General features: G+C 41.5%; 18 protein-coding genes. 9 read left to right on the top strand and 9 right to left on the bottom strand.

Annotated elements, in window-relative coordinates:
- Positions 1-115: 115 nt before the first annotated feature.
- A complete protein-coding gene (murA, locus tag DV872_RS06305; RefSeq protein ID WP_114629008.1) occupies positions 116-1,393 on the top strand; it encodes a UDP-N-acetylglucosamine 1-carboxyvinyltransferase in 1,278 nt (425 codons plus the stop codon).
- A gap of 193 nt (positions 1,394-1,586) precedes the next feature.
- Here murA and DV872_RS06310 read toward each other — a convergent pair whose 3' ends face one another.
- A complete protein-coding gene (locus DV872_RS06310; RefSeq protein ID WP_114629009.1) occupies positions 1,587-2,249 on the bottom strand; it encodes a winged helix-turn-helix domain-containing protein in 663 nt (220 codons plus the stop codon).
- Positions 2,250-2,282: 33 nt separating this feature from the next.
- Entirely contained in the window at positions 2,283-2,837 is a 555-nt protein-coding gene (locus DV872_RS06315; RefSeq protein WP_114629010.1) for an STAS domain-containing protein, read from the bottom strand.
- 200 nt (positions 2,838-3,037) lie between these two features.
- Here DV872_RS06315 and DV872_RS06320 point away from each other — a divergent pair, with 200 nt between their 5' ends.
- Positions 3,038-3,517, top strand: a complete 480-nt coding sequence (locus tag DV872_RS06320; protein WP_114629011.1) for a hypothetical protein — start codon at positions 3,038-3,040, stop codon at positions 3,515-3,517.
- A gap of 10 nt (positions 3,518-3,527) precedes the next feature.
- Here the strand turns inward: DV872_RS06320 and DV872_RS06325 are convergent, their stop codons facing one another.
- Genes DV872_RS06325 through DV872_RS06350 form a run of 6 tightly spaced genes read right to left on the bottom strand, consistent with a single transcriptional unit; the run spans position 3,528 to position 8,399 of the window.
- On the bottom strand, positions 3,528-4,619 hold the full coding sequence (locus DV872_RS06325) for a sigma 54-interacting transcriptional regulator (protein WP_114629012.1): 1,092 nt from the start codon (positions 4,617-4,619) through the stop codon (positions 3,528-3,530).
- 51 nt (positions 4,620-4,670) lie between these two features.
- Positions 4,671-5,117 (bottom strand): FxsA family protein, encoded by a 447-nt coding sequence (locus tag DV872_RS06330; protein WP_114629013.1) that lies wholly within the window; start codon positions 5,115-5,117, stop codon positions 4,671-4,673.
- 24 nt (positions 5,118-5,141) lie between these two features.
- Positions 5,142-5,873, bottom strand: coding sequence for a WecB/TagA/CpsF family glycosyltransferase (locus DV872_RS06335; RefSeq protein WP_114629014.1), 732 nt, complete (start codon positions 5,871-5,873; stop codon positions 5,142-5,144).
- Positions 5,873-6,604 carry a 16S rRNA (uracil(1498)-N(3))-methyltransferase gene (locus tag DV872_RS06340; RefSeq protein ID WP_158546861.1) on the bottom strand — a complete coding sequence of 244 codons (732 nt, stop codon included), beginning with the start codon at positions 6,602-6,604 and terminating at the stop codon, positions 5,873-5,875. The genes DV872_RS06335 and DV872_RS06340 overlap by 1 nt, the downstream gene beginning before the upstream one ends.
- Positions 6,601-7,002: a secondary thiamine-phosphate synthase enzyme YjbQ gene (locus tag DV872_RS06345; RefSeq protein ID WP_114629016.1), complete on the bottom strand. Its 402-nt coding sequence runs from the start codon at positions 7,000-7,002 to the stop codon at positions 6,601-6,603. The genes DV872_RS06340 and DV872_RS06345 overlap by 4 nt, the downstream gene beginning before the upstream one ends.
- 2 nt (positions 7,003-7,004) lie before the next feature.
- The gene (locus DV872_RS06350; RefSeq protein WP_114629017.1) at positions 7,005-8,399 is read right to left on the bottom strand and encodes a S41 family peptidase; all 1,395 of its coding nucleotides are present in this window, start codon (positions 8,397-8,399) and stop codon (positions 7,005-7,007) included.
- Positions 8,400-8,577: 178 nt separating this feature from the next.
- Between DV872_RS06350 and DV872_RS06355 the strand changes: the two genes are divergently transcribed.
- The 5 genes from DV872_RS06355 to DV872_RS06375 all read left to right on the top strand — a co-directional run bounded on the left by DV872_RS06355 (position 8,578) and on the right by DV872_RS06375 (position 15,521).
- Positions 8,578-9,720, top strand: a complete 1,143-nt coding sequence (locus DV872_RS06355; RefSeq protein ID WP_114629018.1) for a P-loop NTPase — start codon at positions 8,578-8,580, stop codon at positions 9,718-9,720.
- A 9-nt stretch (positions 9,721-9,729) separates the two neighbouring features.
- Positions 9,730-12,600 (top strand): FapA family protein, encoded by a 2,871-nt coding sequence (locus DV872_RS06360; RefSeq protein ID WP_114629019.1) that lies wholly within the window; start codon positions 9,730-9,732, stop codon positions 12,598-12,600.
- Positions 12,601-12,612: 12 nt separating this feature from the next.
- Positions 12,613-13,569 (top strand): prolipoprotein diacylglyceryl transferase, encoded by a 957-nt coding sequence (lgt, locus tag DV872_RS06365; RefSeq protein WP_114629020.1) that lies wholly within the window; start codon positions 12,613-12,615, stop codon positions 13,567-13,569.
- Positions 13,566-14,726 carry a transglutaminase domain-containing protein gene (locus tag DV872_RS06370; RefSeq protein WP_114629021.1) on the top strand — a complete coding sequence of 387 codons (1,161 nt, stop codon included), beginning with the start codon at positions 13,566-13,568 and terminating at the stop codon, positions 14,724-14,726. Before lgt ends, DV872_RS06370 begins: the two co-directional genes overlap by 4 nt.
- Before the next feature lie 156 nt (positions 14,727-14,882).
- Entirely contained in the window at positions 14,883-15,521 is a 639-nt protein-coding gene (locus DV872_RS06375) for a diacylglycerol/polyprenol kinase family protein (RefSeq protein ID WP_171832066.1), read from the top strand.
- A 1-nt stretch (position 15,522) separates the two neighbouring features.
- Here DV872_RS06375 and DV872_RS06380 read toward each other — a convergent pair whose 3' ends face one another.
- On the bottom strand, positions 15,523-16,332 hold the full coding sequence (locus DV872_RS06380) for a hypothetical protein (RefSeq protein ID WP_114629022.1): 810 nt from the start codon (positions 16,330-16,332) through the stop codon (positions 15,523-15,525).
- A gap of 97 nt (positions 16,333-16,429) precedes the next feature.
- Here DV872_RS06380 and DV872_RS06385 point away from each other — a divergent pair, with 97 nt between their 5' ends.
- Positions 16,430-17,122 carry a DUF2259 domain-containing protein gene (locus DV872_RS06385; RefSeq protein ID WP_114629023.1) on the top strand — a complete coding sequence of 231 codons (693 nt, stop codon included), beginning with the start codon at positions 16,430-16,432 and terminating at the stop codon, positions 17,120-17,122.
- A 168-nt stretch (positions 17,123-17,290) separates the two neighbouring features.
- The gene (locus tag DV872_RS06390) at positions 17,291-19,015 is read left to right on the top strand and encodes a proline--tRNA ligase (protein ID WP_114629024.1); all 1,725 of its coding nucleotides are present in this window, start codon (positions 17,291-17,293) and stop codon (positions 19,013-19,015) included.
- Positions 19,016-19,057 lie beyond the last annotated feature (42 nt).

Here is a 19,057-nt window from a genome sequence, read left to right on the forward strand (position 1 = left end):
GGTAAAATTATCTATACCTGTACTTTGTAAGCTGATAGGATAGCAGTTGTTTTTAAAGCAAATAATTTGTTGACCTATCCTTTACAGGAAAAGAAATAAGTGGTGAAAAAATTCTATGCATAAATATGATATTGAAGGCGGATTTCCCATCAAGGGTAAAATCAAGGCCAGTGGTAATAAAAATGCGGCATTGCCTTGTATTGCTGCAGTTCTCCTGAGTGATGAACCTATTGAACTGAAAAATATTCCGGACATTGAGGATGTCAGAGTCATGGTTGAAATCCTTGAGCATCTCGGTTGCAAGGTTGAACGTGCCGGAAAAAATCATCTGAAGTTTCAGATGACAGATATAAAAAATGAAGTTCCTGAAGCAATGGCTTCTGTAGTACGGGCTTCAATACTTTTTGCCGGGCCTCTCCTGGCCAGGACAGGTAAAGTTGTCCTTCCTCCTCCCGGAGGAGATGTAATCGGCAGAAGACGTCTTGATACCCATTTTCTGGCTTTGACAGCTCTTGGTGCCCAGGTCGATATTGACGGACAGTTTACAATCACGGCCAACAAGCTTGTTGGTGTGGATATTTTTCTGGATGAAGCTTCGGTTACTGCCACAGAGAATGCCATTATGGCCTGTGTTCTTGCTGAAGGTAAAACTATTCTCCGGAATGCAGCATCCGAACCTCATGTGCAGGATCTCTGCAATATGCTCAACGGAATGGGTGCAAAGATAAACGGAATCGGATCCAATATCCTCTATATTGATGGAGTAAAAAAACTGCATTCTGTTTCCTATACTATCGGGGCTGATTTTATGGAGGTCGGATCTTATATTGGTCTGGCTGCAGTGACCCGGGGTGAACTTGAAATTACTAATGCAAATCCCGAACATATGCGTATGTGTAAAATTGCATTTGCTAAATTAGGTATTCACTGGAATTCAGATGGAAATTCTATTTATGTTCCTCCAAATCAGAATATGAAAGTACTCAGTGATATGGGAGGGATGATTCCACAGATTGACGATGCACCCTGGCCCGGATTTCCACCTGATCTGACGAGTATTATTACCGTTGTGGCCACTCAGGTTGAAGGAACCGTTCTTATTCATGAAAAGATGTTCGAGTCCAGAATGTTTTTTGTGGACAAACTAATTTCCATGGGAGCCGGAATAATCCTCTGTGACCCACACAGAGCCGTTGTAAGCGGCTCCAGAGTACTCAGTGGATCAGATTTAGTCTCTCCAGATGTAAGAGCCGGTATGGCCATGGTTATTGCTGCTCTCTGTGCCAGGGGAACAAGTACAATTCATAATGTTTATCAGATTGAGAGGGGATACGAATCCCTGGTGGAGAAGCTTCTTTCACTGGGAGCCCATATAAAGAGAATAAAAGAGTAAATAAACTTTTCCACAGCTTATCCACAAGGGAATTTCCGAAAATTCGGAAATTCCCTTTTTTTATGAAAATATATGAAATAGAATATGAATGAAGTAAATATATACATAATAAGCAATTAAAATTTTTTTATTAGAATTTAGAACTTCTTTAGGAAATAATTAAGTGTTGATTTTCAGAGAACTAGAGAGTTATTTACAGTTTATCCACATCTTTACACAAGTTATCCACAGGTAAAAGTAATATATATCCACGACGATTTGAGTTTTTCACTGTTATTGATTTACCGTAGCTTTCGGGCAGCTTCTCTCGAAGGATTTTTCTAATATGATGAATCTGAACATAAAGTGAGTTCTCAGATGCAATATCTCCGGAAGGCAGAATATTCTGAAAATCCTTACAGTCAAAATAGAAATTTGGATTATCAAAAAGGATTTTCAGCAATCTGCTCTGCACAGGAGTGAAATGTATTAACTCACCATTTATATAAAAATTTTTATTCCTCCAGTATATTTCACTTTTTTCAACCTTGATTCTTCCATCACTCAGGAATTTACTGCTGCGGATGATAAGTTCAGAACAGTCCCAGGGATCCTTGAGATAATCCTTGGCAGCTGCCAGATATGAACTTTCCAGAAGACCGGCAGTACCGAAGGCAATGAGGTTTTTATACAATTTTTTTTGATCAGGATTCAGCAACAAAATTGAAGGGATTATCAGAAGAGACGCAGAATCCGGAATATTATCAGTATTCTGCATGAAAACACATCTATCGTACCAGGATGGATATTTATCTTTAAGTTCAATCTGTATCAGGGGCGGTAATTGAATACATACGATCTCTGCTGTTGTAGGCATATAAAAAAACCGGGCTGCAAAGCCCGGTTCGTTTTATCCCAGAAATACCTGGCCGGTATTGTCGATGGCCAGAATTGTTTTACATTCACTGCATCTGAAGCGTCCCGGCTTGGTAGCCTTAAGCTTTTTTGAACAAATGGGACATCTGAAAATCTTGGGAAAGATATCACTTGATTTCGTTTCACCTTCACTTTCAAAAAATGCAACTGCTTCATCAAGATTATCTTTGATATTAAAAAACTGAGAAAATCCAAGAAGCTGGAAAACTTCATAGACCTTAGGCTGTATTTCCAGAAGAACAAGATTTCCTCCTCTGGGTTTTACAGTTTTTAGAAAAGCGGTGAAAGAACCGATTCCAGTACTGGATACATAATTCAAGCTTCCACAATGGAAGATCAAACGCGAATAGCCGGATTCGATTGCTTTATTCACACGCTTCTGAAAGAGGTTTGAATTGTATGTATCTATATAACCGGTTAGATAAAGAACCAGACAACCCTTTACAGAATCAATTTTCTGAAGTCTTATTTTAAGACTGTCATCTTTCTCTATATCAAAACCAGCTACGATTTCATTATTACCACTCATATATAAATCACCTTTAACTTATGTAAAAATACAACTTGAATATACATCCTTTATTCTATTAATCTGCAGACTATTTGTCAAATGAATTAATTTTTGTCATTTTTTTCTTCAAGGATACTTAAAGAGTATACTTGATATGTGACAGATGGGGTTGTAATATTGAATGAAATGATGTTTTTATTTCTGTAGGAGAAAAAAATATGAAGAAACGGCTCATTTTTATTTTGCTTCTACTTTCTTTTTTAATTCCTGCTTTGCTGACAGCAGAGGAATCGGGGTTGGAAAATCTTCAATTCTCCATAACAATTAAAGATTTGAACAGTCTGAGTACCCGGCAGCTGGATGAACTTGCTGAGAAAGGCGACTGGTTTCTTTTAGATGGAATCATTGCCGGAATGACCCTTTATTCTGCAAAAGATGAGGAATATCTCCTGGATGTTCTGCTGATGCAGGGTGAATGGATAGGTCTTGAAGAGGTTAGAAAATATGATTGTCATCTTATTTTTCAAGGTGAACAATGGAGAGATTTAATTCCTGATAAGACCCCCCGAAAACCTGAAGAGGGTCAGATATTACTGAATGCTAAGGTTCTTGTTTTGGCTCAGGTTTTAAGTTATGAACGGACGGGAGATAGAATCCTTCCCTATCTTATGGTTGAAAAAATCCGCGAACTACCCTGATACTACTTCTCTAATAAAATTTAATATGTTCCTGTTTAATCTCATTTTCGGATTCTGAAAGAATACAGGCCCTCTTCAAAATTGATGACAGTTCTCTAATATTACCGGGCCATGAATAGTCAAGAAGTTTCATCATGGCTTCTGATTTTATAGTCTTATCAGATTTTTCCATTGTCAGAAGGTGCTGGCAAAGAAGGGGTATATCGGTTTTTCTCTCTCTCAGAGGAGGGATCTGAATAAGTAGAACATTGAGTCTGTAATATAGATCTTTTCTGAAACTCCCCTCTTCAATCATCTTTCTGAGGTTTGCTGCTGTGGCACATATAATACGGACATTAATTTCCCTGCTCTGTGTACTGCCGAGTCGTGTGACCCTTTTATCCTCAATTATACGAAGAAGCTTTGCCTGCATTCTTATTGGAAGCTCAGCTATCTCATCAAGGAAGAGAGTCCCTTCATGGGCGGCCTCAAAGTATCCTATTTTGCTTATGGAGTCTGTATATGCTCCCCGGATTGATCCGAACAGTTCCGCTTCAAGAAGAGTTTCAGGAATGGCGGCACAGTTAACAGGAATAAAGGATCCGCTGCGCCGGCTGTATTTATGAATGGCTTTGGCACAGACCTCCTTTCCGGTTCCTGTTTCTCCCAGAAGGGCGACAGAAGCCGGGTTCGGTGCAAACTGGCTTATTATTTTTTTAAGTTTTGATATGGAATTACTGATTCCATGAAGCCCCATATCATGGAAGAGCTGAGTTTTTCCATCCGGAATTTTTCTACTGTGAATTATTATAAAATCATTAAGTTTCTCATGTGTGTTCGGAAATGGAAAATAGCTGTATCCCTTCTCAATCATATAGACGACATCCGCTATTGTATCGTGCCTATTACCCCAGAGAAGTATCTTCTCACTGTAGGGCAGACCCTCTGTAACAAGTTCTTTTTCATTACTCCAGTCTTCTGAACCAAGAATTATTACATCAGGCTGAACCCTGTTGTATTCTTCCCTGGTGAAGCGGGAAATGTTTTGGAGACATATATAAGGCGGGACCAGGGATCTCAGCTGCTGAAAATTCCTGGAACAAAGACAGGAGAGAACAGTCATTTACTAATCCTGATAAAAAGTTATTAGTAAATTGTAATAAACAATTGTTAATTATTCAACAACATTAATAAATTCATGAATTTCCTTCCACTCTATTCTTAAAAAGTTGCTGAGAGAACTCCCGGCTCTGTATCTCAGGGAGGGGATGGAAATGATAAGTGCTACAACTGTTCCGATTATTCCCGGCATTATCAGGAAAATTGAGACAAAGACAGTTCCAGGAAACATGGAGTAATAATACTCTGAGTAGTAATGATTATCTGTATTACTTCGAATAATTCTAAGGTTTTTAATTATCATATGTCTGGACATATAAAATCCGCCCAGACTGAATGCTATCAGCACTGCAAGGAACAGATATTTACCTATATATGAAGCGGTCATTATTATCAGGTAGCAGTCCAGAAGTGGTATGAGAGCCGTTAGCAGAAGGATATAGAGATAGCGGACAGTATGCTCCGGATTTAGAATTTCATATAAAACTTTTATATTCAGCATTTATTATTCCTGTAATTTAAGCGGTCAGCGGTTTTTTATCTTTTCTATTGTAAGAAGCAGAAAAAAGAGGATATGTCTCAGAAGACGCCAGGGGAGAAGAACCGATAATATACTTTTAGATATTATTCTTCCGGGAGTATTACTCACCGGTTTTTTTGTTTTTCCGGAAAATATTTCAAAGCAGCTTCTGCCCCAGAGACTCAGTCCTGGGGGAAACATTTTTCTGTTTCTATAGAGCCAGAGGTTGTTTCCTTTAAGTCCCTTGCCCGTAAGAAGGAGCGAGGGAGAAGATTTCCTTACAGCCATAATGATGTCTTTTTCTTCCTGTTGTGAAAATGTTCCGGCATACCGTCCGACTATATGGAGTCCCGGAAAGGATGCTTTCAAATTTGACTCAGAAGTGAGAATATTTTTTTTTCTTGAACCGAGAACATAGATAGACTTTCCGGAATGTTCGAGAACTCCAAGAAGACGTATCACAAATGTAAAGGGATTGGAAATTCGAGGAGTTTCTTTTTTAAGGTATTTTGCTGCAAATGTTACAGAAGATGATATGGGAATATTGAGTCTTGATGAACGCAAACAGTCCATATATTCCCGGTTAAACTGGGCTTTCATGATATCCAGATAGCTGATAAGGCAGATCTGTCCGGTAGTTTCTTCCTCCAGCAGTGCTTTAACGGCATCACCAATCTGTTCTTCAGAAATCAGATCAATAGGTATATGAAGGATGCTGATTCGATTATTTTGATACATTAAATTAACTCCATGCAGCTGATAATTGTCCCCAGAGCAAATATACTTGCAGTCTCAGCCCGGAGAACATTATATCCCAGAAATAGAGAAGAAAATCCCTTTTTCTGCATTATTTCAATTTCTTTATTCGATAACCCGCCCTCTGAGCCAATCAGAAGATGCACTTCATTTACAGAGCTGCTGTTCATCTGTGAGAGTGGATTTCCATCAATTTTTTCCTGATGACAGAAAATACCCCATCTTCCTGAACTGCTGTCCAGATCCGGAAGTTCCGTAAACGAAATCAGGTCATTCAGTTCCGTATTCACAGGAGAACCGCTCTGCTGTCGGGCTTCACGGATGATTTTCCGCCATCGTTCATATTTATGAGCTTCGCTGCCGCTGAATCTTACCTGAGAATGCTGACTGTCTACAAGTGTGATGCTGTTAACTCCCGCCTCGACAGCCTGACGAATCATTGAATCCTGTTTTTTTCCTTTACAGAGACAGAGGTATAAGTGAAGTTCATATTGCCTGGTATAAGCTGTAAGTTCCTCTTCCACCAGAATGTCGCACTCGTCATTACGGATTTCCAGCATCCGGGCCCGAAAACGTGCGGAAGCTGAATCTGTGAGTTCCAGGATATCTCCCTTTTCGGAACGTCTGACCCGGCATAGATAATGAAACTCATCGTCCATGAGAGTTATGGTCTGCCCCGGTTTCAGTTCCTGATTACAGACAAACTGTTTCACTCGGCACCTTTCAATATCTGTACATGGAACTTTCTGTTCCGCGGACCATCATATTCACAGAAATAAATTCCCTGCCATGTCCCAAGAACGGCTCTACCCTGATGAACAGGAACCATAATATGAAGTCCCGTGAAAGTCGTTTTAATATGGGCGGCGGAATTTCCTTCCATATGGCGGTAGTTATCGGAAAAAGGAACGATCTTGTTTATTTCATAGATCATATCCCGCTGCACATCGGGGTCTGCATTTTCATTAATGGTTATACCCGCAGTTGTATGCGGGCTGTAGACCATGCATATTCCCTCTTCAATACCGCTTTTATCTATAAGCTGATTAACCCGGGCAGTTATCTCGCACATTTGAGCCTGCTTATCTGTTCTCAGTTCTTCGGTATACAAATTCAGCCTCCGATTAGTTCCATAACTTTCTGTAGAGACTTATCATATTCAAGATCAAATACAGGGGGGTTGTCCAGACGGCGATTTATTTCGTTTCTTACCATTATTCTGATAAAATCAATATCAAGTTTGATACCTTCTTTTCTCAGATTGGCGATAAAGTCATCTATTTCTTCTGCATCTGGTGTGCTCTCTTCATCAATAAAACGGCTGATTCTGTTCTCTTCCAGGAGAATCTTGTAATCGAGGATATCATCCTCGCTGAGTTCTTTCTCCTCGACCTTCACATCAGGTTCAATACCCGTCTTGTCGATGTTTACACCGCTGGGTGTGTAGTAGCGGGCCATTGTCAGTTTAATGGCACTGTTCCCCAGCATAAGCATCTGCTGTACAGATCCCTTTCCATAGGTTGTCTGTCCCACAATTGTGGCTCTTCCCCGGTCTTTCAAAACTCCTGTCAGAATTTCGGAAGCTGAGGCGGATCCGTTATCTATAAGAACATAAATATCTGTTTTATCAGAAACGAGGGAACCCGACTTTGCCTTGAAAATTTCATTTTCACCGGGGATCCTGGAGCGTGTACTCACAATTGTTCCGTTATCGAAGAAGAAATCGCTTATATCAACTACAGAGTTGAGGAGTCCGCCGGGATTGCTTCTGACATCCACGATTATAGAGTTGACCCGTTTCTTTCTAAAATCTTTTAGTGCTTCTTCAACTCTTTCTGATGTATAAGGAGTGAACTGAATTATTCTCAGATAGCCTGTTTTTTTATCGATGTATTCCCATTTTACTGTGGGAATTTCTATTATGGCTCTTGTTATGACAACATCGAATGTTATGTCCTCTCCTCTGAGGATTGTGACTGTAACATCCGTACCTGCCGGACCACGGAGAACGTTGGAAACTTCGTCAGTGGTGAGATCTTTAGCTGATTCACCGTCTATCTGATAGATAAAGTCTCCCGCATGTATTCCGGCCCTGTAGGCGGGGGTTCCCTCGATGGGAGATACAACTTTTACATAGGGTCTGCGGCCGTTGGCGCTCCCCTCTTCATAGATATCTTTGGAAATATATAGACCCACACCGCCGAACTGACCGCTTGTTGTGTCTGTAAGAGACTGAAGTTCTTCCTCGCTCAGGTAGAGGGAGTAGGGATCATCCAGACTTTCAAACAGCCCTCTCATGGCTCCCTGGAACAATTGTTCAGGAGGTACTTCATCAACATAATTTCTTAGAATAAGATAATATGCGGTTTCAAACAGTCTCAAATAGTTTTCTGTACTCAGCCCGGAGGACTGTGCCGAAACGGAGGGAGCCAGTATAATTACTGACAATACCAGTATTAATGAGAGAGTTACGGAAAGCCATAATGCTCGTTCAGTCTTTCTTTTCATTGTATAATCCTTTTGAAAGTATTGTAGATGCAGGGCATTCTTTGTCAACACCTTCACTTGACCTGTATTTCAAACAGTTTTACACTTAAACTTGTCGTGTCCCGGACCCATTCCGGATTTCCGGTTTCTATAAACCAGTAACAGGTTATGATTATAATATTATACGGGAGTTTGATTCATGCAAGTAATTGCTGTCGCTAGTGGTAAAGGCGGAGTGGGAAAATCCCTATTAGCATCCAATATGGCTATTGGATTGGCCGAAAATGATAAAAAAGTTATTTTAGCGGACCTCGATCTCGGGGGATCCAATCTCCATCTGGTAATAGGACAGAAACCCTCTACCATCGGACTTGGTTCCTTTATAAACAATCCCAAGCAGAAAATTGAAGAGATAATTCAGGATACGGATTATAAAAACCTCCGTTTTATCTCCGGTGAGGGAGAAGTCCCCGGGGCCGCCAACATCACGACTCCCCAGAAGAAAAAACTAATAAACAGGATGACATCCCTTGATGCCGACTACCTGGTGATGGACCTCGGAGCAGGATCCAATAGTACTATCCTTGATTTTTTCCTGATTGCAGGATGCGGTATTATTGTCACCACTCCTACTCTTACGGCAACCCTCAATGCGTATCTGTTTATAAAGAATGTTCTTTTCAGGATGCTTTATACTTCATTTAATAGAAAATCTCCCGCAATGAGTTATCTTGAGACTTTAAGGAAAGATGGAGTTTCTCTCCAAAAAGTCTATCTCTCAAATCTTGTGGATAAGCTTCGGGATCTGGATATGGCAGGAGCCGATCTGTTTGAAGAGAAAAAGAAACATTTTCAGCCCAGACTTGTAATGAACATGATGGATAATCCGGATGATCTGCAGAAGGTTGATAAACTGATAATATCCGTCAGGGATTATCTGGGAGTTAATCTGGATTTTCTGGGAGTACTCTATAGAGATGAATTTCAGAAAAAAGCTCTTAATTCCCGACTTCCTGTAATAAAATACAAACCAGGAGCCGTTGTCTCTCAGGGTATTTACAGAATATGCGACAAGGTTCTGGAGATTAAGATGGATGAAAGGATCAATCTTTCAAATCTTGATGCGGAATTTTCCTATCAGTCTGCAGGAATGGAAGCTGAGTCAGATTTTAATGATAAGGTTCAGTCTCTTGAAGAGTTGCTGCACAGCGGTGCCCTTACCCAGGGAGATCTTATTGAGACAATCCGAATGCAGCAGTATGAAATAAATAAATTGAAGAAAGAGAACAGGTTTATAAAGGCCAAACTGGTCAAAGCGTCAGAATCGGGATTTAAAGTGTAATTAAATTTTATGAGTATAGAATTCAGAGGCAGCTTAAAAGTAGAAATAGATTCTAAATGTCTATTTGCGAAAATAAAATTTACTCCCCTGGACAGTGCTGACCCGCACAGTCTTGATAGTTTAAAAGAACTCTTAGCCGCTGAAGGGATTGTCTTCGGTATCGATCAGGAAAAACTGGAAGAAACTGCCATAGAATTTTCTGAAGCCATGGAGCCCTATCTTTCAGATGTAATAGCATCAGGAGAAGTGCCCAAGCCCGGCAGCGGGCAGACCTATGATTTCTCTGAATTCAAATACCCCCCGAACCTGGAAAAAGTTGTAGAAAAAATAAGGTCCATGAACAAGGTTCCTCTGGTCTATCAGACCATGAAGGTCATGGTTATGAAGGACAAGCGGGTAAAAGATAAGGGTCTATTCAAGAGTGGAAAAGAGAAAATAATCACTGTTGAAGAGGAAGAGGAGAAGAAGATCAGGGTCGATGTCTCTCCTGCTATCAGGGAGCTTGGATTTTTTGAGAAGGGTGATGTCATCTGTACTGTTGTCACCGGTTCCGGAGAGCCTTCTGATGGGAAGGATATAAAAGGAAATGTGCTGAAGGCTCCTACCTCTATTGAAGGTGAGTTTTACCCGGGTCGCAATATCCAGAAGGAAAAATCAGAGTTTATTGCCGCAGAGACCGGTTTTGTCAGAAAAGGAGAAAACTGGCTGGATCTGATTCCTTTTCAGAATCACAGCTGGAGTCTACGGGTCAGTAATAATAAGGTTGACTGTTATATCGATATAATTGCCGGGCATAAATCGGCACCTCCCCCAGATATTAACATTGTTATGCAGGCTGTTAAAAAACTCTCATTTTCTGATGAGAGCCTGCTTGATGAGTCTCAGATTAAAAAACTTATTATCAGCGGCTGCCGCTCTGAAGGTGCTCAGTCTTTCTGCCTGACCAAAGACCGGGATGGATCATTTGATCTGGAATTGAATTCTCTAAAGACCGAAGCAAATCTTCATCTATATAAAGGCTCCGGACGGGGCCGGGCTCTGAACCTCAAGCAGGCCTGGGCCAGGGTGTTGGATCTTAAAATTGCCGGTTTTGAGGCTGAGCGGGTTAAAAAAAAGATTCTTGATTTCAACAGTTCTGAAGATCGGGAAGTTACTATTTTTCTTGCCAGAGGCGAAGATCCCAGAAGAGGGGATGATAGAGAAATCATTCTGGAAGCCGAATATCTGGCAGATAATGATATTCAGTTGATAAAAGAGAGAATAAAAGAGCGGAATCAGAAATTTCCCTCTTTCAAAGATTTTCCTCCCGATGAAATAGAAAAAATGGCCAAAGTAAGTAAGGGTACAAAACTCTTTCATATCGGTCAGCAGAAAGGCGGCAAGGACGGAAGGGATATTTTCGGCAAGGTTATAAAAGGGATAGAAGGTAATGATCCTATCCTCAATGTATATGAAAATATCGCTATCCAGGAGGGAATCGCCACATCAAAAATTGATGGAATTCTTGATTACTGCTGTAAGGAAATGGTTTATTCTCTCCGTGTCCGTGAACATCAGGATGCTAAGATTATCGTCTCTCTTTCAGATAATCATATGTCTGCAACAATTTCATTTTTATCTCCCCAGGGAAGCGGTTCTCCTGTTACCAGAGAGAGAATTGCTACAGCCCTTGAGCAAAACGGCATAGTTGAGGGAATTCTTGATGATGAGATCACTAATATCTGCAGTCTCGGGGAAGAGGGCAAAATAGTAACCGATCACCTTGTCGCTCAGGGACAGATTCCTTTTCAGGGAGAACAGTCTCTGAAGTTTCTTGTAGATCTTGAACCTGGAAAGAAAAATACAGTTCCTGTTGAAGAGGGTGAGATTGTTGCCGAGCTGGGACAGAAAGGTGATTCTTCATCAACGGGTTTTAATGTTCTGGGAGAACAGCTCTATGGAGAGGATGACAAAGGGATAGAACGGGAGAAGAATGTTCTCCAGGAAGAGATTGATGGACAGCAGGTTCTGAAAGCCGGTGCCAAGGGTCTTCTCTGTATTGAAAACGGCAGGATTTATATCAAGGAAAAACAGACTATCAGAGGAGATGTTTCCAGGGCTACCGGTAATGTTCAGTTTCCCGGGTCAGTAGCAATCTCAGGTTCTGTTCTCTCCGGAATTTTTGTCAATGCGGGGAAAGATCTGACTGTCATGGAGGTTGTTGAAGCCTCCCTCCTGACAGCCGGTGGAAATATTATGATTGGAAAGGGAGTCAAGGGAGACAAAAAGGCTGTCCTGCGCTCAGGGGGCAGTATCTCTGTAGGATTTGCCGAGTCGACCAATATAATGGTTACTGATATCCTGAAAATTAAAAAAGCCCTGATGAACTGTATCGTCAAGTGCAACGGTCAGCTGAAATCTGATTCAGAAGATACCAGAATCATAGGGGGTATTCTGAAAGTGAAAAACGGTTTGAGTGCCGGTACTCTTGGATCTGAACGTGAGATAAAGACTTATATTTCTTTCGGCCAGGATTATCTGGTGGAGGACCAGATAAATGTTGTAAGCCGTGAAATAGAGAAGATCAATGAGCAGCTTCCTCAGATTGATTCTCAGCTTGCTTTAGCTGAAGAGAAACAAAATCAGAAAAAGCTGATGGCTCTGCGTAAGAAGAAAGTCCAGATGCTGAAGATTCTGGAGAAGAAGGGGATTAAAAACTTTTTTTTGAAAGAAAAATTTGAGATTCACTATGATTCTGAAGTGAGAGTCAGTAATACTATTTTTCCCGGAGTTGTCTTTGAGAGTCATGGACGTTCCTTGGAAATTAAAGAAAAAATGACATCTGTCACTGTCTTTTTTGACAGTTCAACCGGTAAAATAACTACCAGATCAATATCCTGATAAGGACATAAAATGCTTTATATATATTTTCCTGAATGGATTAAACCCGAGATTATTCCGGGACTTCCGGTCCGCTGGTACGGACTTATGTATCTGTTGGCCTTCGGGGTTGCCTTTCTTTTGTTCAGGCGTCAGATGAAGGAAGAATCAATCGAAGTTAGTGACGACGATGTCTCAAATCTTTTTTTCTATCTGATTCTGGGACTCATTCTGGGAGCTAGACTCATTTCTGCTCTTGTTTACGATACTTCCGGTATTTACTGGCGTAAACCGTGGCTTATCTTTTGGCCCTTTATGGGAGGACGGTTTGTGGGTCTCCAGGGAATGTCCTATCACGGAGGGCTTATAGGTGCTGTCCTTGGGGGAATTCTGTTCTCCTATAAAAATAAATGGTACTTTCCCGCCATGGCGGACAGAATCGTGCTGGGTGTACCCCTGGGTTACACTTTCGGGCGTCTGGGGAATTTTATAAATGCCGAACTTTATGGAAGGGTCACTACATCCAGAGTCGGGATAATCTTTCCTCATGCAGAGCGTTTTTCAGCGGACAAGCAGTGGGTTCAGGATGCGGCTGCGAAAATAGGTATGGATATCTCATCAATGTCATCGGTAAATCTTCCAAGACATCCCTCTCAATTGTATGAAGCTTTTGCAGAAGGGATCGTTCTGTGGCTTATTCTGTGGTTTATTGTTCGAAAACGGAAGAAATTCGAGGGTGCTGTCACGGCTTGGTATCTTATAGGATACGGGACTTTTCGTTTTATTATCGAGTATTTCAGAGAGCCTGATGAAGGATTGGATTTTCCCATATTGCTGGGAGACCCCTCTCCAAACTATATCTTTTCCTCACTTTTGAATTTTACAACGGGACAGATTTTCTGTTTTGCGATGATTCTGTCGGGAATTCTCTGCCTCTTCTTTTTCAGATGGAAAAGCGGCAGGCGTAAAGGATCGGGTTTAATACTTTGAAAATAAGAGTTCTTGTCTTTTTTGTTCTGGTTTTACCATTGTTTTCCCTCTCTGCAGGAGAGTGGCTTCTTGGTGACAGCGGCAGTTCCGTTTTTCTTCCTGAAGGATGGAATCTGTTTTCTCAGGAGGAACAAAACAGGATCTCTTTTATTAATCCCGGGGAGGATATTATTTTCCAGATATCTGTCTACCCCGGAGATCTTTACAGTTCAGATACTGCCATGATTGATAATCACCTTGAAGCTCTGACCATCCTTGAGGAAGACAGATCCCAGTTTCTGTACAGAGGCAGCCCATGTACTCTGGCGGATCTCAGTCTTGATTCTGAAGGAGTACAGATCAGAGGATGGTTTCTGTTTATAAACAGGGATGATTTTGATTATTATCTTACGGTTATTACTTCCCCCGATAATTATGAAAATGCCCTGCCTCTTATCCTTTCATGCCTGGACGGATTTTCTCCTGACGAACAGAGTCGTAGTGAAGCAGGTCCCATTAGCTCTTTAATTGCATCTGCTGGCAGTGAAAATCAGATAAGTACTCTTGAGTATCCTGAAGGAGTTCTTGAATATGAGTGGAATGATGCCCGCGAAGAGGCCGGCAGACTTCTTATTGAAAGGGAGGCGTCCATACTTTCTGCCTACGGAGAGCCAGAGTTATTTGATGAAGCCTGGAAACGCTATTATCAGATGATTTACAGAAACAGTGCTGAAGATCTGAAGGATCTTGCAGCTCAGATCCAGGAGGATTTTCTGGCAGTTGAAGATACCGAAAAGGCGCGAATTCTTCTGCAATGGCTTCAGGAATTTGAATATGGGAGTACAGAGCGTTTTTCTGATCTTATGACTTCAACCGAGTCTCTTCTTACCCGGACAGGGGACTGTGATTCGTTGGCTTTGATTTATGTCATACTGCTGAACACTATGGATATACCGGCGCTGCTGATGGTTTCCAGGGAATTCAGTCATGCCATGGCGGCAGTTGCTGTTCCCGCCGAAGGAGCCAATATTCCTTTTAAAGACAAGTACTATGTGGTTGCCGAAATGACCAAAGATGTTGCTCTGGGTCAGATCGCAGCAGACATGGCTGACATAAATAAATGGGTGATCATTCCTTTTAAAGACTATGGACAGGGTGTATTGCCTCTGGGAGAGTAGTAATAAATGAACATCCTGTGTATACAAAAAGATACAGTATCCGTGTAGTTCCTTTATAATGAAATCTGATAATTTATTAAAGTCATATAATACAAGGTCTTAATTGATTGTGGATTAAATAGGACTGGTTGGTATGGTCCTTGCTTTAATGTAAGCATGCCCGGAAGAGAAAATTTCCTGTTTCACAATGATGGAACAGCAAGTACAAAAAGACTGATTCTTGATACTGTACAAAAAGAATTTATCAGAAAATCAATTCATTTGATGATTGCTCTGGTGCCTACACTGGCAGCGTGGAATTATCGTTTGACGACGATGCTCCTTATCGTCGGGATACTTGTGTACACATATGCTGAATATCTCAGAGGAAAAGGGCATTTTGTTCCTATAATTTCTGATATCACTGCTCTTGCTTCAAGAGATCGTGACAAGGGCCATTTTGTATTGGGACCGGTAACCCTGGGACTCGGTGCTCTGGCTGCACTTCTTCTTTATCCTCATCCGGCGGCAACCATTGCAATCTATGCTCTGGCATTCGGAGATGGACTTTCAAGTCTGGCGGGAAAACTTTTCGGCGGATACAAAATTCCTTTTACCGGCGGTAAGACTTTAAGCGGATCACTTACCTGTTTCGTTTCAGTTTTTATTGCAGGACTGACTCTGTCAGGAAATACAACCGCTGTACTTATTGTTGCAATTTCGGCCACTTTTCTGGAAGCACTTCCTTCAAAAGACCTGGATAATATTATAATTCCAATTGGAACGGGCCTGATAGCCCAGATGATTCTTTTCTGATTTAACTCCAGAGAAACAACTTTCTACTCGTACGTATAAATAGAATGGTTCCCGGTAACAGGCAGGCAAAGCCAGGTATTATAAAGGGAGTATGCAGAAAGAAAAGCATTTCGTATCCTGCAATGATCAGTAGACTGAGAGTTGCCAGACGGTAATATTCGGGTCTTCCCTGATTGTAGGCTGCCGAGATATAGGTCAGCACCGTAAGCAATTCAAGAATAATACACAGCAATGCAAGGTACTCTTCTTTTGCTATCCGGTTCAGAAGGGCACCGCTGATGGAGCTGATATTGATAGGTAAAATACTGGAAAGGGTAAATGCTGTAAGAAGAATCAACAACAGCACCATTCCGAATTTCTGAATCTGCAGGCCCGAGCTGAACAGGGATGCAGAAAAAAGGGCTGTCAGGGCAAGTATCCTGCTGAAGTATATAATTCTTGTAATCAGGCCGGAATCGGCCAGGAAATGTGAAGGATCAATCAGATTAGGCAGCCGGAAAATCTGAAGAGAAAATGAAAACAAAAACAGATAAAAGAAGGAGAGTTCGGCTGAGGGATTTCTTTTAATCTGATTGGAAATGATGAGGCTCATCAGAAAGGCGAATAGGAGCTGTGCGCTCAGGGAGAGTGCCTTCAGCAGCCCAGTTGAAGGTATGTCTGAATAGAGGGTCCACCATATCTGTTCTTCTGCCCAGCTCCGGGACATTTGGTTACCGTAATTGAGAAAAGACCAGACTGCCACAATAATAAGGGCCAGACCTGAGAGATAGAGCAGAATACGGACAATATACTTTCTGAAAATTAGGATCATACTCTCTATTAAAGACTAAATCCTCAAAAACGTCAAAATGTGAAAATTTATCTACAGTATGTTTTTAGATGTTCGATAATAATATTGAGGTAAAATCATGAAGAAGACGATTCTATTACTAACAGCATTAAGCCTGGTTTTGGTAGGTACAATATCAGCCGGTGATAAAGCAGAGTATGTAAATCTGGGTTTTTCCCCTGACGGTAACTATTTTTTCTTTGGACAATATGGTTTTGCTGCAGATATCTCCCAGAGCTATGCAGACCTGTACCTAGTGGACATCAGTAAAAACAAATTTGTTCCCGCAGGTCTTTTCTCAGGAGAATATACCGGGACCATTGAGCCGGGTCAGTCTCCTGACGGAGCGCTGTTTTCTCTTCTGGAAACAGCAGGAAGCGCAAGAAAAAAATATAATATTGATTACCTGAAGAAGGGACGTCCCCTCTATATAAGAATCAGTGACAGCGAAGAGTCTATAGATGTTCTGGATTTCAGAGATTTTGAAACTGGTTCACGTTTTTCAATGGAATTGATTCAGAGTGCTGACCTTGATGATGACGGTAAATCCAGTGATTCATCTTTTTATATTGAGATGACATTCACAGGATCCGGTGGAGTGGAAGTACCGTTCGTAATCGGACATCCTGATTTTAAGCGTAAAGGGATATCATCTTATAGAATAGAGAGGGTTCTGACAGATCCTGAGAATAAATCCATCATCATTATTATTGCAAAAATTGATAATGATCTGAATATCCGATACATGGTGGAGACCGTAAGAATCCGTTGATGGCTTATTCTTCTCTTTTTACAGTATGAACCGCCTGTTTAAGGGCGGTTTTTTTTATGATTCCAAAGAAATCAATTCTATCCTGTATTGAGAAATACCACTCTTTGGATATAATAGTCAGACAATTAAATAGAGAAAGAACTAATCAGTTCAGAATGAGGAGACAGAATGCGTATCAGCCAGCTCTTTTACCAGACAATGAAAGAAGTACCCCGGGAGGCCCAGGTACCGAGTCATCAGCTTATGTTCAGAGCAGGAATGATCCAGCAGTTGGCCAGCGGTATATATAACTATCTGCCACTGGCTAAAAAGAGCCTCAGTAAAATTGAAACTATTATCCGGGAAGAACTGGAAAAAAAGGGTTGTCAGGAAGTTCTGCTTCCTATTGTTCAGCCTGCAGAGCTTTGGGAAGAGAGTGGCCGTTGGGGATATTACGGTCCTGAACTTCTCCGCTTCAAGGATAGAAAGAATGGAGATTTCTGTCTGGGTCCAACCCATGAAGAAGTCATGACCAATATGGTTTCCAAGGTTCTAAAATCATATAAACAGCTTCCCTGGAATCTCTTTCAGGTACAGACAAAATTCCGTGATGAGGTTCGTCCCCGTTTCGGTCTGATGAGAGGCCGTGAATTCATAATGAAAGACGGTTACAGCTTTGATGTGGATGAAGAAGCATCAAAGGTAATGTACTGGAAAATGTATGATGCCTATACTACGATTTTCAAACGCTGCGGCTTAAGCTTCAGGGCTGTTGATGCGGCAACCGGTAATATCGGTGGAGATATGAGCCATGAGTTCCAGGTTTTAGCCCAGAGCGGGGAAGATCTTATTCTCAGCTGTGACAGTTGTGATTATGCGGCCAATGCGGAAAAAGCAGTAAGTCCTCGAGAAGCAGCTCAGCTGTCTGATGAAGGAATGGAATCCCTTGAAGATATTCATACTCCTGACTGTAAAAGTATTGAGGACATCTCCGGATTTTTAAAGCGGGATGAATCAGATTTTATCAAGAGCATTATTTATATTGTGGATGAAGAGCCTGTTCTGGTTCTGATCCGGGGCGATCTTGAGATCAATGAATCAAAACTTCAGACCGCCCTCAGTGCCAATGGAGTTCTCCTGGCAGATGATGCAGCAGTTCTGGAAGTGACAGGAGCCGGAACCGGCTTTGCCGGGCCTGTGGGTCTGAAGAAGAAGGTCCGCATAATTGCAGACTATTCTGTAACAGAAAAACAGAATATGGTCAGCGGTGCCAATAAAAATGATTATCATAGTCTGAATGTGAATTTCGGCAGAGATTACAAGGCTGATATTCTCGGTGATCTGAGTTTTGCTCAGGCCGGAGATCGCTGTCCTAAATGTGATGGAAAACTGGAAGCTCATAGAGGTATTGAGGTTGGTCAGGTTTTTTATCTGGGAACCAAATACAGTAAGGCCATGGATTGTAACTATCTGGATAAGGACGGTAAGTCCCACCCCGCTGTCATGGGTTGTTACGGCATAGGTGTAGGCCGGACCATGGCATCCGCCATTGAGCAGAACCATGATGAGGACGGAATGATATGGCCTGCAGCAATTGCACCGTTTGAAGTTGTTATCCTTCCTCTGCAGATGAATAAAGATGAGGTGGTACAGGCTGGAACAGATCTGTATGACAGTCTGAAAGAGGCTGGAGTAGATGTTCTACTGGATGACAGGGATGAACGTGCAGGATTTAAATTCAAGGATGCCGACCTTATCGGATATCCTCTGCAGATCATAATCGGTGCCCGTTCTCTGGAGGCCGGAGAGCTTGAACTGAAGATCAGAAAAACCGGTGAAAAGAAAAATATTCCCCTGAAGGATGTAAAATCCTTTGTTGAAAACTTCCTTAAAGAGGAAAAAACACTGAGCTGAAACCCTTTCAGAATAATATAATTGGAGCGGAGAGAATCTTTC

Source organism: Oceanispirochaeta sp. M1 (genome assembly GCF_003346715.1).
GTDB lineage: Bacteria > Spirochaetota > Spirochaetia > DSM-2461 > DSM-2461 > Oceanispirochaeta.